The sequence below is a fragment of the Kitasatospora sp. NPDC059408 genome (assembly GCF_042751525.1).
In the GTDB taxonomy this organism is placed as follows: domain Bacteria; phylum Actinomycetota; class Actinomycetes; order Streptomycetales; family Streptomycetaceae; genus Kitasatospora.
Map to the genome: position 1 here is coordinate 19,268 of NZ_JBHYWI010000063.1, position 12,658 is coordinate 31,925.

Consider the following 12,658-nt stretch of genomic DNA (forward strand, 5'->3'; position numbering starts at 1 on the left):
GGTGCGTCCGAGGGGGTCATGGGCGACACGTTAGCAGTAAAGGTTTGAGATGTTCAAAGTAGTTGTTTGAGGTCAGGGCGGCGCAAGAGCGAGATCCGGACACGAACGAGCCCGACGCACCATCAGGCAGCCACTCCGGCCCGATTGACCGCCCGACGGTTATACGTATAACCTTGACAACGTCCCTGCTCCAGCACGCCCCACCGGAGAACCGCCGATGGGCTATCTCGCCCTGCTCCGCGCCCCCCACGTCAGCCGCCTCCTCTTCGGCACCCTGCTCGGCCGCCTGCCCGCCGGGATGACCGCCCTGGTCATCGCCCTCGCCCTGCGCGAGGCCGGCGCGCCGTACGGCCGGATCGGCCTGGCCACCGCCGTGTACGCCCTGGCGGCCGCCGTCGGCGGGCCCGTGCTCGGCCGGATCGTCGACCTCACCGGGCAGCCCCGCGTCCTGATCGCCTCCGCCGTCGTCGCGGGCGGTGGGTACGCGCTGCTCGCCCTCGCGCCCGGCTCGGTGCTCGCCGCGCCGGCTGGCGCCGCGATCGCCGGGCTCGCGATGCCCCCGCTCGAACCCTGCCTGCGCTCGCTGTGGCCGGCCGTGGTCGAGGAGGAACAGCTGGACACCGCCTACGCCTTCGACTCCGCCTCGCAGCAGATCCTCTACGTCGCCGGGCCGCTGGCCGTCGCCGGGATCGCCGGCCTCTTCAGCCCCGTCGCGGCGCTGTGGGTGGCGGCCGGACTGGGCCTCGCGGGCGCGCTGGTCGTCGCCACCGCCGCGCCGGCACGGGCCTGGCGAGCCCCGGCGCGCGAGCACTCGGCCGGACTGCTGGGCCCGCTGCGCTCCCCCGGCCTGGTGCTGCTGCTGGTCGGACTGGCCGGGGCCGGCTGGGCGGTCGGCGCGCAGAACGTGCTGTTCATCGCCTACGCCGAGCACCACGCGGGCGCCCTGCCCGGCGGTGCCGGCACGCTGCTGGCGCTGGCGGCGCTCGGCGGGCTGCTGGGCGCGCTCGCGTACGGGGCGGTGAAGTGGCGCAGCGGCACGGGCACCCGGACGTGGGTGATGGCGCTGGTGATGGCCGCCTCCTACCTCCCGCTGGTGGTGCTGCCCGGGCCGTACCCGATGGCCGCGCTGGCGTTCGTGTCGGGGATCGTGCTGGCCCCGCTGCTGGCGGCGGCGTTCGTGCTGGTCGCGGAGCTGGCGCCGACCGGGACGGTGACGGAGGCGTTCGCCTGGCTGGTGACGCTGTTCGCGACCGGGAACTCGCTCGGCTACTCCGTGTCCGGGAACCTCGCGGAGGGCTCGCTGCGGCCGGTCGCGCTGTGCGCGGCGGGCGGGATCGGGCTGGGCGGCCTGCTGCTGTTCGGCGCGCGCCGGTGGTTCCGGGCGGTGCCGCTCGCGCCGGTGCCGCAGCCGCAGCCGGTGCCCGTGGGCTGACCGGCCCCCAGAGACGACTGTGCCCGCCGGAGGTCTGGACCGGCGGGCACAGTCATGCGTGGGCCACGGCCGGTCAGCGGGCGGCGGCGGTGGACGAGCGCAGCACGAGCGAGGTCGCGAGCGGCGGCGGCGGGGCCACCCGCTCGCCGCGCAACAGGCCGGCCAGGGCGGCGGTGCCGGCCCGGCCGAGCTCCTCGCCGGGCAGGTCGACGGTGGTCAGCGGCGGGGCGAGCAGGGCGGCGACCGCGACGTTGTCCATGCCGACCACGGACAGGTCGTCGGGCACCCGCACGCCCAGCTCGGCGGCGGCCTGGTAGACCCCCGATGCCACCACGTCGTCGTCGCAGATCACCGCGCGCGGTGCGTCCGGCCGCTCCAGCATCCCGCGGGCGACGTTCCGGGCGGCCGGGTGTCCCTCGTTCAGCCGGACGCCCAACTCGACGACGTCCAGGCCGAGTTCGGCCACCGCCTGCTCGAAGGCGGCCTGCCGGACCCGGAAGGTGTAGGCGGAGTGGATCGAGCGCAGCCGGCCGATCCGGCGGTGGCCGAGGGCGGCCAGGTGCTCGACCGCGGCCCGCATGCCGCCCGCGACGTCGAGCTCGATGGTGGGCCGGGCGCGGTCGGTGCCCGGGTCGGCGTCCAGGAAGACGGCGGGGGTGTCGGCGGGCAGCTCGCCGAGCTGGCTGTCGTCCGGGGAGCAGATCAGCAGGCCGTCGAAGCGGCTGGTGGTGGCGGCCTCGGCGAGGGTCGCGCTGCCCCAGCCCGAACTGACGACGACGGCCAGGCCGTGCCGCCCGGCCTCCTCGTGGACGCCCTCCAGCACGCGCCCGAAGAACGGGCCGAGGAGGTTGGGGACGGCCAGCAGGATCATCCCGCTGCGGCCCAGGCGCAGCTGACGGCCGGCCGCCTGGGGGCGGTAGCCGAGGCTGCGGGCGGCCTCGCGGACGCGTTCGCGGGTGGCGTCGGAGACCCGGGAGCCGGCTTCGGAGCCGGAGAACACGAGCGAGACGGTGGCCTGGGAGACCCCGGCGAGCCGGGCGACGTCCCGGCCGGTGGGCCGCCGCGCGGGGGCGGGCCAGGTGCCGGCGGCGCCGTCGGGCGGCGGCTCGGGGGTGTGCGGCGCGGGGGTCTGCGGCTCGGGGGTCTGCGGGAGATCGGCGGAGGCGGAGGCGGAGGCGGACACGGCGGCGGGAGCGGGTCCGGGGCGGTCCGGCCTCAGTTCCGCGCGGCGGCGGCGCGGGCGGCCTCGTCGGCCGCGTCCTCCTCGGCGTTCTGCGCGGCGATCCGATCGGCGGTACGGCTGCGCATCCCGGAGACCTTGGTGGTGATCTGGGCCGACATGTCGTCGCGCTGGCGGCTCAGCAGCACGTAGCTGAGCGGAGCGGAGGCGATCGCGGCCAGCAGGAAGAGGAAGATCACGCCGGTCTGGCCGCTGACCGGGATGACCCCGAAGTGGCCGAGCAGGAGGGCCACCAGCAGGCAGCCGAGGAAGATGCTGACCCGCAGGGAGGTGTAGCGGAGCGTGGCGTGCGACTTGGCGGGGCCGTTGCTGCTGCTCACTGGGGCACGTCCTTCACTGCGCTGGGGGTCGGGGCCGGTCCCCCAGTGAAGCATGCCCGACGGGCGGAGCGGGGGACGGGTCGCCCGTCCCCCGCTCCGGGCCGTCCGGGACGGCCGCCGGCGCGGGTGCCGACGGCCGTCCCGGCGCGGGCGTCGGCGCCGGCCGGGCCCGGCCGTCAGCGCAGGTCGAGCCAGAAGGTGATGTCGTCGCGGTCGTCCCCCGGGGCGACCCGGATCGCGCCGGGGACCCGGCCGACCTCGCGGTAGCCGCAGCGGGCGTAGAACCGCTCCAGGCCCTGGCCGCCGCGCGCCGTCAGCCGCAGGCCGTCCAGCCCCCACTCCCGGGCGGCCCGCTCGGCCTCGGCCATCAACTCGACGCCGTACCCGCGGCCCTGGGTGTCGGGGTGCACCATGACGCGCTTGAGCATCCGCCAGTGCTCCATGAGGTTGAAGCGCATCGACTCGAAGAAGAGCACCCCGACCAGCCGGCCGGTCTCCGTCTCGTGGGCGACGAGCAGGCGGTCCGGCCCCACGGGGGCGAGTCCGGCGAAGTGGTGGTCGGCGGTGTCCCAGACGTCGTCCTCCGTGACCGGCGCCACGAAGCCGACGGCCCCGCCGGCGTTGGTGACGTCGGTCCACAGGCCGACGATCGCGGCCCGCAGGTCGGGGTCGGGCTTCGGGTCGAGGGTGAAGGTGAGCGTCATGGGTGCGGAGCCTAATCGGTCGTTACGACAGGGCGGGGACGGGCCGAGCGGGACGGGTGCCGCGGAGCGCCAGGCAGAGGCCGACGGCGATCGCGCAGAGGGCGCCCGCGCCGTACCAGGTGGCGTCGTAGTTGCCGAGCGCGTCCCGGGCGAAGCCGGCCAGCCCGGCCACCACGGCCGCGCCGATCTGGTGGCTGGCGAGCACCCAGCCGAAGACGATCGGCGCGTCCTCGCCGAAGTGCCGGCGGCACAGGGCGACGGTCGGCGGCACGGTGGCCACCCAGTCCAGGCCGTAGAAGATCACGAAGGCGAGGATCGGCGGCTGCAGCGAGCCGGCCAGCAGCTGCGGCAGGAGGAGCAGGGAGATCCCGCGCAGCCCGTAGTAGACGACCAGCAGGAGGCGGGAGTCGACGCGGTCGGTGAACCAGCCGCTGGCGATGGTGCCGACCACGTCGAACAGGCCGATCGTGGCGAGCAGGCTCGCCGCCGTCGTGACGGGCATGCCGTGGTCGTGGGCGGCCGGGATGAAGTGGGTGCCGACCAGGCCGGCCGTGGTGGCGCCGCAGATCGCGAAGGAGCCGGCGAGCAGCCAGAACGCCCGGGTGCGGGCGGCGTCGCGCAGCACGCGCAGGGTGCGGGCGAGCGCCCGGCCGTCGGCGGCGGGGGCGGGCGGGGCCTCGGTCGCACCGTAGGGCAGGAGGCCGATGTCGGCGGGCCGCTCGCGCATCAGGAGCAGGACCGGGACGGCGACCGCGCTGGCCGCGAGCGAGACGACGACCACCGCCGAGCGCCAGCCGTGGTGTTCGACCAGCCAGGCGCCGACCGGAAGGAAGATCAGGTTGCCCGCGGCGCCGGCGGCCGTCAGCACGCCGGTGACCAGGCCCTGGCGGGCGCGGAACCAGCGGCCGGTGATGGTGGTGGCGAACGCGCCGGCCATCGAGCCGCTGCCGAGACCGACCAACACGCCCCAGCAGAGCACCAGTTGCCACGGCTCACGCATCAACATGGTGAGCCCGGAGCCGACCGAGATGGCGAGCAGCGCGCAAACGACGACCAGGCGCACGCCGAAGCGGTCCATCAGGGCGGCGGCGAAGGGGGCGGTGAGTCCGTAGAGGGTGAGGTTGACGGAGGTGGCGCTGGAGATGGTCCCGAGCGACCAGCCGAACTCGTTGTGCAGGGCGTCCATCATCAGGCTGGGCGTGGAGCGGAAGCCGGCCGAGCCGAGCAGCACCAGGAGGGAGACGCCGGCGACCACCCAGGCGTAGTGCACGCGCCGGGCGGGGCGGGCGGGTGTGGCGGCGGAGGGGGTGGGGGCGAGGACGTTGCGTTCGGTCACGCGGTCGAGTCTCCCGGGGCGGCCGGACGGCGACGAGTGGCCTGAATGCCAGCTTTCGAAAGAATCGGGCCACGATCTGGCCTAGGCTGGCCCGGTCCGCAGCCGTACGGGCCATGCGGGCAACGCGGGCCACGCGGGCCACGCGGGCCATGACGGAAGGAACGAGGAGGAACGAGATGGCGCACCTGGTCGCGGTCCTGGCCCTGAAGGGGGTCATCGCCTTCGAACTCGGCATCCCCGCACGGATCTTCGGCGGCGCGAAGGGGCCCGGCGGCGAGCCGCTGTACGAGGTGGCGACCTGCACGCTGGACGGCCGGCCGGTCGCCACCAGCGCCGACTTCCGGGTGGCCGTCGACCACGGGCCCGAACTCCTGGAGCGGGCCGACACGGTGGTGATCCCGGCCTCGGCCGACGCCGGCCCGGCCACCGCCGACGCCGCCTACACCCCCGAACTGGCCGCCGCGATCGCCCGGATCCGGCCCGGCACCCGGCTGATGTCGATCTGCACCGGCTCCTTCCTGCTCGCCGCCGCCGGCCTGCTGGACGGCCGCCCGGCCACCACGCACTGGCGCTACACCGAGCGCTTCGCAGAGCTGTACCCGCGGGTCCGGCTGGACCCCGACGTGCTCTACACGGACGACGGCGACGTCCTCACCTCCGGCGGGGTGGCCGCCGGGGTGGACCTGTGCCTGCACGTGGTGCGGCGCGACCACGGCAGCGCGGTCGCCAACGCGGTGGCCCGCAACTGCCTCGTCCCGCCGTGGCGCGAGGGCGGCCAGAAGCAGTACGTGGAGGCCCCGAGCCCGGTGGAGCACGGCGGCACCGGGACGGCGGCGGTCCGCGCGTGGGCGCTGGAGCACCTGGACGAACCGCTCGCCCTGCGTCAGCTCGCCGACCGCGCGGGGATGAGCGTGCGGACGTTCACCCGTCGCTTCCGCGAGGAGACCGGCAGCAGTCCGGGCCAGTGGCTCACCGTCCAGCGCACCGAGCGCGCCCGGCAGTTGCTGGAGCGCACCGACCTGACGATCGACCAGGTGGCCCGGGAGTCCGGCTTCGGCACCGCGGCCTCACTGCGGCTCCAGCTGCGCGGACGCCTCGACGTCGCGCCGAGCGCCTACCGCAGGACGTTCCGGGCGGTGTCCTGAACTCGACGGCGAACCGGACGGCGAATCGGACGACGACTCGACGACGACCCGACGACGACCCGGACGACGGACCGGATGACGAGTCGGATGGCGGCCGGCCGTGCACACCCCGAGCGCGGCACGGCGGGCCGCCATCCGATCGCAACGCACGGGCCCTGAACCCGCACCGGCGCTCCGCACTCGCCGAGGAGGTCGCACCCCTGGCAGGCCGTGGTCCCCCCTGCTGACACGATCCCCCTGGACAGCAGCACCACGACGGCCGTACGGGTGTCCCCTCGGCGTCCCCTCGCGACGGAGAGCTGCACCCAAGCGTGATCAGTCGGATACGTCACGTCAATGGGTTGTCGGAAATTCGGAATGGTTGCGTCAGGTTTCGGCCGGTGATCGTTGCGGCGGTCGCGCCCCTGGTCGGCCCGCCGATCCTGGTCGGCCCGGTGATCGTGGTCGGCCCGGTGATCGTGGTCGACCCGCCGACCGCGACGCGGCGCCTACTGCGCGAGCGCCGCCCAGTCCACGCCCGCCAGCGGGTCCGCCGGCCGGGCGTCCGCGCCGATCTCGCACCACACCCGCTTGCCCGAGCCGTCCGGGTACCAGCCCCAGCGCTCGCAGAGCAGCTCGACCAGTTCCAGGCCGCGCCCGTTGGTGGCGTCGGCGTCCGGGCCCGCGTGCCGGGGGGCCGGCGCCACCTGGCTCGCGTCCGCGACCTCCACCCGCAGCGGGACGGCCGGTGCCGGGGCGCCCGCCGGGGCGGCGCAGTCCACCGGCAGGCACAGCCGCAGCACGGCCGGACAGCCGGTGTGCACCACGGCGTTGGTCACCAGCTCGGAGACCACCAGCACCACCGTCTCGGCCATCGGCGCGTCCGGGTCGACCCCGTGGTTCAACAGCCGCGAGCGCACCCACCGGCGGGCCCGGCCCACCTCGGCGGGATCCGCCTGCACCGCCAGCTGTACCTGAAGAACCTGCACCGCTCCACCACCCGCACTCGCAGTTCGGCCATCGTCCCGATCGGGCCGGTTCGGCCGGCCGGCAGGGCCGTCGCACGTCCCACCCGGTGCTGGCCGCGACACGAATACGCCTCAGGATGAGCGGGCGGACGGACCGCAGCAAGCGCTTCGGGCATATTCCAGCGATCGGGGGACAGGGCAGTGCATACTGTCCCGTTCACTCTGGCGAACCTCGCACCGGCGCTCGGCCGGACCGCGGCCGACCACGCCGGACCGGCAGTGGCGAACCTACCGCCGCACACCCCCGACACCCGGCCCGCCACTCGCGAACCACCCGTGCGACATATGTCCGACCGTTCTCGAACAGCGGCATCGGCGGACGGTCCCACGAGCCGAACGTCCCACCATGTGACGATCCGAAACTCGGCGTTCCCTTCTTCGGGGATTCCTCCCGCCGCCCGACGGCCGCAAGATACCGTTGAGTAAGCCAGCGGACCCCGGTCAGGAGGGTGGTGTGCGATGGCCGCCCCCGGCCCGATGGCCACCCCGGACCGCGGTGCCGCGACGGCCGCGGACGCCGGCCCCCGCTGGGACGAGCAGCTCCAGCGGCGCCTCGCCCGCGGCGAGGAGACCGCGCTCGGCGAACTCTACGACCTGCTCGCGCCGATGGTGCACGGGCTCGCCGGGCGGATACTGGCCGACCAGGCCGCCGCCGCCCAGCTCACCCGCGAGGTCTTCGCCCACGTGTGGGAGCACCCCGAGGCCTTCGACCCCGCCCAGGGCTCGCTGCGCTCCTGGCTCGGCGCGCTCACCCACCGCCGTGCCGTCGACCGGCTGCGCCTGCGCCGGGCCGCCGAACCGGGCGCCGGGCCCGGGTCCGCCGAGGACGAGATCCGCGAGGTCGCCACCGCCGCGCGCATGCAGTACGTGGTCGACTCCCTCCCCCACAGCCTGCGTGAGACCATCGCCGTGACGTACTACGACGGCCGCACCTACCAGGAGACGGCCCGCCGGCTCGGCATCGGCGAGCAGGCCGCCAAGCAGCGGATGCGGCTCGGCCTGGAGCTGCTCGCCACCGAACTGGCCGACGAGCGCGCCCGCCAGTGCGGCCGGACCGCTCGGGACGGGGCCCGCGGCCGGACCGCGCAGGACGGGAACGGGGGCACGTGACGACCACCGGGGAGCAGCACGACGCCCTGCGCTCGCTGCTCGGCGCCTGGGCCCTCGGCGCGTGCCCGCCCGCCGAGGCCGCCGAACTCGAACTCCACCTGCGTGCCTGCGCGGAGTGCGCCGAGGAGGCCGCGCGCCTGCGCGAGGCGGCCGGCTGGCTCGCCGTGGACGAGCCGCTCGACCAGCCGGGCCCGCTGCGCCAGCAGGTGCTCGACTGGTGCCTGGCCCGCCGCCCGGCCGAACTGCCCGTCCCCGCCTGGGGAGTTCCGTACGCGGCGGAGACCGCCAAGCTCGACGCGCTGCTGCGCGACCTCGGCCCGGAGGAGTGGCAGGAGGTCGCCGAACTCCCGTGGCACGGCGGCACCGAGTACCTGCGCCCGGCCGAGGTGCTGTGCCACCTGACCGCCGTCGACGGCTACGTGGCGCTCGCCCTCGGCCTGCCGGACCCGGTGCCGGCCGTCCCGGGCACCGCCGTCACGCCGGTCGAACGCCGGGTGCCGCCGCAGGAGCCGGACGCCCGGCCGCGGGCGCCCCGGGTGCCGCCGCAGGGCGGCCGGTACGCCGGGATCACCGAGCGCACCGCGCGGCTGCTCGCCGGGGCGGCCGGCGCTCCGCCGCAGTCGGTGCGGGCCCGCTGGCGGCGGCAGACCCACGACCTGGTGCGCACCGCCGCCCTCGCCCCGCAGGGCAGCACGCCGGTGGACTTCGGCTTCGCCGCCGTGCCGCTGCGCGACGCGTTCGTGGACCGCGCCTTCGAGTGCTTCGTGCACGGCGAGGACGTGGCCCGCGCGGTGGCCTACCCGTACGACCCGCCGGCGCCGCAGCACCTGCGGCAGATGGTGGAGCTGGCGGTCCGGATGGTCCCGCGCGCGCTGGCCGGGCTGCGGGCCGCCCAGCCGGCCGGGGCGGCCGGAGTGGCCGGAGTGGCCGGGACCGGGCGGGGCGGGCGCCGGCTGCGGCTGGTGATCGACGGCCCGGCGGCCGGCGAGTGGCTGATCCCGCTGGACGGCCCGGACGAGGGCCGCGGGGACGGCCGCGCGGAGGTCCCGCCGGGCGGCGAGCCGGTGGCGTCGATGGTGCTGGACGGGCTGGAGTTCTGCCAGCTGGCCGCCGCGCACCGCGATCCCGAGCGGGTGCCGGTCGGCGAGCACGGCGACCGCGCCGCGATCCGCGAGGTGCTGCGCGCGGTGCCGCTGCTGTCGCGGCCCTGAACGGCCCGAGCGACGCCGACCAACCCCCGAGCCCCGAGCGGCCCTGAGCAACCCCGAGCCCTGAGCGGCCCTGAGCAACCCCGAGCCCTGAGCGGCCCGAGCGACGCCGCGCAACCCCCGGAAGCAACCCCGAGCGGCCCGCCCGTCAGGCGAAGACCACCGTCCGGCTGCCGTTGAGCAGCACGCGGTGCTCGCTGTGCCACTTGACCGCGCGGGCCAGCGCCTGGCACTCGACGTCCCGGCCGAGCGCGACCAGCTGGTCCGGGGTGACGTCGTGGGTGACCCGGGCCACCTCCTGCTCGATGATCGGGCCCTCGTCGAGGTCGGCGGTGACGTAGTGCGCGGTGGCACCGATCAGCTTCACGCCGCGGGCGTGCGCCTGGTGGTAGGGCTTGGCGCCCTTGAAGCTCGGCAGGAAGGAGTGGTGGATGTTGATCACCCGGCCGGACAGCGCCTTGCACAGGTCGTCCGAGAGCACCTGCATGTAGCGCGCCAGCACGACGAGTTCGACGTTCTCGCGCTCCACCAGGTCGAGCAGCTGCCGCTCGGCGTCGGCCTTGGTGTCCCGGGTGACGGGGATGTGGTGGAAGGGGATGCCGAAGCCCTCGGTGAGGTCGCGGAAGTCGGTGTGGTTGGAGACCACCGCGGCGATCTCCACCGGCAGCGCGCCGATCCGGCTGCGGAACAGCAGGTCGTTGAGGCAGTGCCCGAACTTGCTGACCATGAGGACGATCCGCATCCGCTCCTCGGTCGGGTGGATCTGCCACTCCATGCCGAACGAGGCGCCGATCGCGGCGAAGCTGGCCCGCAGCTTGTCCGCGGTGACTGGCTCGGCGGCCGAGAAGTGCACCCGCATGAAGAACAGGCCGCTCTCCCCGTCCCCGAACTGCTGGCTGTCGATGATGTTGCAGCCGGTCATGAAGAGGTAGCTGGAGACCGCGTGGACGATGCCCTGCTTGTCGGGGCAGGACAGCGTGAGGACGTACTGGGCACTGGCCGGCTGCTGTTCCACGTGGGGGTATCCCGTCCTATGGTCGTGCGTTTCGTGAATGGTCCAGCGTGTCACATCCTGGACAGCACCCGTCCCGGTGCCCGTACTGCGGGACGGCACCTCCCGTTCCGCAGTACGGGCACCGGGCCCCCGCTCAGACCGAGGTCAGGATCCGCAGCACGTCCAGCGACTTGGGCGCCGCGTCCGGGTCGTCCCCGTCGTTGACCGCCAGCAGCACGTGCGCCTCGCGCGCGGCCCGGACGGCCTCGGGCCAGCCGGGGTGGCCGACGTAGGCGGCGGCCGGGGCGTCCGCGCCGACCTCGTGCAGCAGGCTGACCACCCGCAGCACGGCGACGTCCACCAGGGCGGCCTCGGTCGCGTCGCGGAAGATCGCGCCGACGTACTTCTCGGCGGACCAGCGGTCCAGCCAGGTGTCCTCCACGAGCCGGTAGACGGCGTCGGTCACGTCCCCGTACCCCTCCCGGCCGGACAGCCAGGCCTCCTGCTGGAAGGCGGGGTCGGACAGCATGTGCAGGGCCGAGCGCAGTCGGGCTCGCCAGCGCCACCAGGGCAGGTCGTTGAGCGGCATGCCGCCCATCGTGCTGGAGCGGTGGCCCGGACGAGAAGGGTTTCGGGCGGACCGGTGCGAAGAATCTGTGCTGGCGGACATGGGGAACGATCGTACGTTCCCGTGCTGTTCGTGCTCCACTCGCGGGATCTACACGCGTTCCCCTCGGGAGTTCGGCACCCGTTTTCCGAGCGTTCACATTTCGGTCCTCTCGGCTTGTGCCGCCGGGGCTTGGCTTGCTCCGGTGCGCCGGAGGGCGCCCCAGAGAGGGAAGACCGATGACCCGCCGAAGGGACACCTTCCAGGCCCGGAACCAGATCGCGCGGCAGCGCCCGACCGCGCGGCAGCGCCGGACCGCGCGCCGCCCGATCGCCGCCGCCGCGATCGCCGCGGCCCTGCTCCCCACCCTCTTCTCAGCCTCCGCGTGCGGCGGACCGGCCGATGCCACGACCGGCTCCGACCTCACCGTCATGACCTGGGCGCCGGCCGGCACCGGCTCGGCCGACCGGCCCGGCATGACGGCGCTCGCCGAGGCCATCGGACGCGACGTGAACAACAAGGGCGGCTTAAACGGACGACGGCTGCGGGTGCTCACCTGCAACGAGCACAACGACGCCGAGGGTGCCAAGGCGTGCGCGCAGCAGGCGGTGGACAACAAGGCGGTCGCCGTCATCGGCTCCTACAGCCAGTGGGGCGACGCCTTCATGCCCGTCCTGGAGCGTGCCGGGATCCCGCTGATCGGCGGCTACGGCCTCTCCCAGCCGGAGTTCAGCAGCCCGCTGTCCTACCCGGTGGACGGCGGCATGCCCGCGCTCATCGGCGGCAGCGGCCGCCAGCTGGTAGACGCCGGGTGCAGATACGTTTCCCTGGTGCGCCCGGACACCCCGGCCGGCGACAACCTGCTCGGCTACCTGGCCAACGCGCTCAAGCCCGCCGGGCTCAAGCTGCTCGACGTCAAGGCGCCCGAGAAGTCCAACGACTACACGCCGGTGGTGCGCAAGGCGATCGGCAAGGACGAGCCGGGCAACTGCGTGACCATCGCGCTCGGCGCCGAGCCGACCGGCAACCTGCTGGACGCCTACCGGCGGCTGGGCCCGAGGAACACCAGGATCGCCTCGGTGATCGGCAGCGTGCAGCAGTCGGTGGTCGACTCCACCGGCGGCGACAGCGGACCGCTGGGCGGCGCGTTCGTCACCAGCTGGTACCCGCCGGAGTCGGCCAAGGTGTGGGACGGGCTGCGTGACGTCGTGCGCACCGACGGCCGGACCATCGACGTGTCCGACCCCGGTGTGGAGACCACCTGGGTCGCGTACGAGGTGTTCCGCGTCGTCTCCGACAAGCTGACCTCGGCCGGCAAGGCGGTCGACTCGAAGACGATCACCGCCCTGCTGGACAGCGGCGAGGGCGTCGACGTCGGCCTCACCCCGCCGCTGAGCTGGGGCACCACCAACATGCTGCCCAGCACCGAGTCGCCGCGGCTGGTGAACACCTGGGTCACCTACCAGGTGGTGAAGGGCGGCCGGATGACCCTGCAGCAGCCGGGCTTCGTCGACGTCCGCTGGGTGCTCACGGGCAGCAAGCCCCCGGCGTGACG

12 protein-coding genes are annotated in these 12,658 nt (G+C 74.6%); 5 read left to right on the top strand and 7 right to left on the bottom strand.

The features are described from left to right. The first annotated feature begins 217 nt into the window (after nucleotides 1–217). On the top strand, nucleotides 218–1,432 hold the full coding sequence (locus tag ACFXDE_RS32060) for an MFS transporter (RefSeq protein ID WP_380498101.1): 1,215 nt from the start codon (nucleotides 218–220) through the stop codon (nucleotides 1,430–1,432). Nucleotides 1,433–1,505: 73 nt separating this feature from the next. Here the strand turns inward: ACFXDE_RS32060 and ACFXDE_RS32065 are convergent, their stop codons facing one another. The 4 genes from ACFXDE_RS32065 to ACFXDE_RS32080 form a co-directional block, all read right to left on the bottom strand. After that, nucleotides 1,506–2,615: a LacI family DNA-binding transcriptional regulator gene (locus ACFXDE_RS32065; protein ID WP_380498102.1), complete on the bottom strand. Its 1,110-nt coding sequence runs from the start codon at nucleotides 2,613–2,615 to the stop codon at nucleotides 1,506–1,508. Between the two features lie 32 nt (nucleotides 2,616–2,647). Further along, the gene (locus ACFXDE_RS32070; protein ID WP_380498103.1) at nucleotides 2,648–2,992 is read right to left on the bottom strand and encodes a DUF4229 domain-containing protein; all 345 of its coding nucleotides are present in this window, start codon (nucleotides 2,990–2,992) and stop codon (nucleotides 2,648–2,650) included. A 176-nt stretch (nucleotides 2,993–3,168) separates the two neighbouring features. Then, nucleotides 3,169–3,696, bottom strand: a complete 528-nt coding sequence (locus tag ACFXDE_RS32075; RefSeq protein WP_380498104.1) for a GNAT family N-acetyltransferase — start codon at nucleotides 3,694–3,696, stop codon at nucleotides 3,169–3,171. A gap of 22 nt (nucleotides 3,697–3,718) precedes the next feature. After that, entirely contained in the window at nucleotides 3,719–5,032 is a 1,314-nt protein-coding gene (locus ACFXDE_RS32080; RefSeq protein WP_380498105.1) for an MFS transporter, read from the bottom strand. Between the two features lie 176 nt (nucleotides 5,033–5,208). Between ACFXDE_RS32080 and ACFXDE_RS32085 the strand changes: the two genes are divergently transcribed. Continuing rightward, the gene (locus ACFXDE_RS32085) at nucleotides 5,209–6,177 is read left to right on the top strand and encodes a GlxA family transcriptional regulator (protein WP_380498106.1); all 969 of its coding nucleotides are present in this window, start codon (nucleotides 5,209–5,211) and stop codon (nucleotides 6,175–6,177) included. A gap of 488 nt (nucleotides 6,178–6,665) precedes the next feature. On the opposite strand, the gene ACFXDE_RS32090 is transcribed toward ACFXDE_RS32085, so the two are convergent. Beyond that, nucleotides 6,666–7,145: an ATP-binding protein gene (locus ACFXDE_RS32090; protein WP_380498107.1), complete on the bottom strand. Its 480-nt coding sequence runs from the start codon at nucleotides 7,143–7,145 to the stop codon at nucleotides 6,666–6,668. A gap of 498 nt (nucleotides 7,146–7,643) precedes the next feature. On the opposite strand from ACFXDE_RS32090, the gene ACFXDE_RS32095 reads away from it, so the two are divergent. Together ACFXDE_RS32095 and ACFXDE_RS32100 are read left to right on the top strand one after the other, a co-directional pair. Next, nucleotides 7,644–8,294 (top strand): sigma-70 family RNA polymerase sigma factor, encoded by a 651-nt coding sequence (locus ACFXDE_RS32095; RefSeq protein ID WP_380439956.1) that lies wholly within the window; start codon nucleotides 7,644–7,646, stop codon nucleotides 8,292–8,294. Next, nucleotides 8,291–9,505: a zf-HC2 domain-containing protein gene (locus ACFXDE_RS32100; protein ID WP_380498108.1), complete on the top strand. Its 1,215-nt coding sequence runs from the start codon at nucleotides 8,291–8,293 to the stop codon at nucleotides 9,503–9,505. Before ACFXDE_RS32095 ends, ACFXDE_RS32100 begins: the two co-directional genes overlap by 4 nt. A 145-nt stretch (nucleotides 9,506–9,650) precedes the next feature. Here ACFXDE_RS32100 and purU read toward each other — a convergent pair whose 3' ends face one another. Together purU and ACFXDE_RS32110 are read right to left on the bottom strand one after the other, a co-directional pair. Then, complete coding sequence (purU, locus tag ACFXDE_RS32105; protein WP_380439952.1) at nucleotides 9,651–10,517, bottom strand: formyltetrahydrofolate deformylase; 867 nt, start codon at nucleotides 10,515–10,517, stop codon at nucleotides 9,651–9,653. A gap of 133 nt (nucleotides 10,518–10,650) precedes the next feature. Continuing rightward, the gene (locus tag ACFXDE_RS32110) at nucleotides 10,651–11,166 is read right to left on the bottom strand and encodes a hypothetical protein (RefSeq protein WP_380498109.1); all 516 of its coding nucleotides are present in this window, start codon (nucleotides 11,164–11,166) and stop codon (nucleotides 10,651–10,653) included. A gap of 176 nt (nucleotides 11,167–11,342) precedes the next feature. Between ACFXDE_RS32110 and ACFXDE_RS32115 the strand changes: the two genes are divergently transcribed. Continuing rightward, the gene (locus ACFXDE_RS32115; RefSeq protein ID WP_380498110.1) at nucleotides 11,343–12,656 is read left to right on the top strand and encodes an ABC transporter substrate-binding protein; all 1,314 of its coding nucleotides are present in this window, start codon (nucleotides 11,343–11,345) and stop codon (nucleotides 12,654–12,656) included. The last annotated feature ends 2 nt before the right edge of the window (nucleotides 12,657–12,658 follow it).

Coding starts and splice junctions, on each gene's coding strand:
- ACFXDE_RS32110 (WP_380498109.1), bottom strand. CDS start 11,166: ATGTCCGCCAGCACAGATTCTTCGCACCGGTCCGCCCGAAACCCTTCT.
- ACFXDE_RS32075 (WP_380498104.1), bottom strand. CDS start 3,696: ATGACGCTCACCTTCACCCTCGACCCGAAGCCCGACCCCGACCTGCGG.
- ACFXDE_RS32095 (WP_380439956.1), top strand. CDS start 7,644: ATGGCCGCCCCCGGCCCGATGGCCACCCCGGACCGCGGTGCCGCGACG.
- ACFXDE_RS32085 (WP_380498106.1), top strand. CDS start 5,209: ATGGCGCACCTGGTCGCGGTCCTGGCCCTGAAGGGGGTCATCGCCTTC.
- ACFXDE_RS32060 (WP_380498101.1), top strand. CDS start 218: ATGGGCTATCTCGCCCTGCTCCGCGCCCCCCACGTCAGCCGCCTCCTC.
- ACFXDE_RS32115 (WP_380498110.1), top strand. CDS start 11,343: ATGACCCGCCGAAGGGACACCTTCCAGGCCCGGAACCAGATCGCGCGG.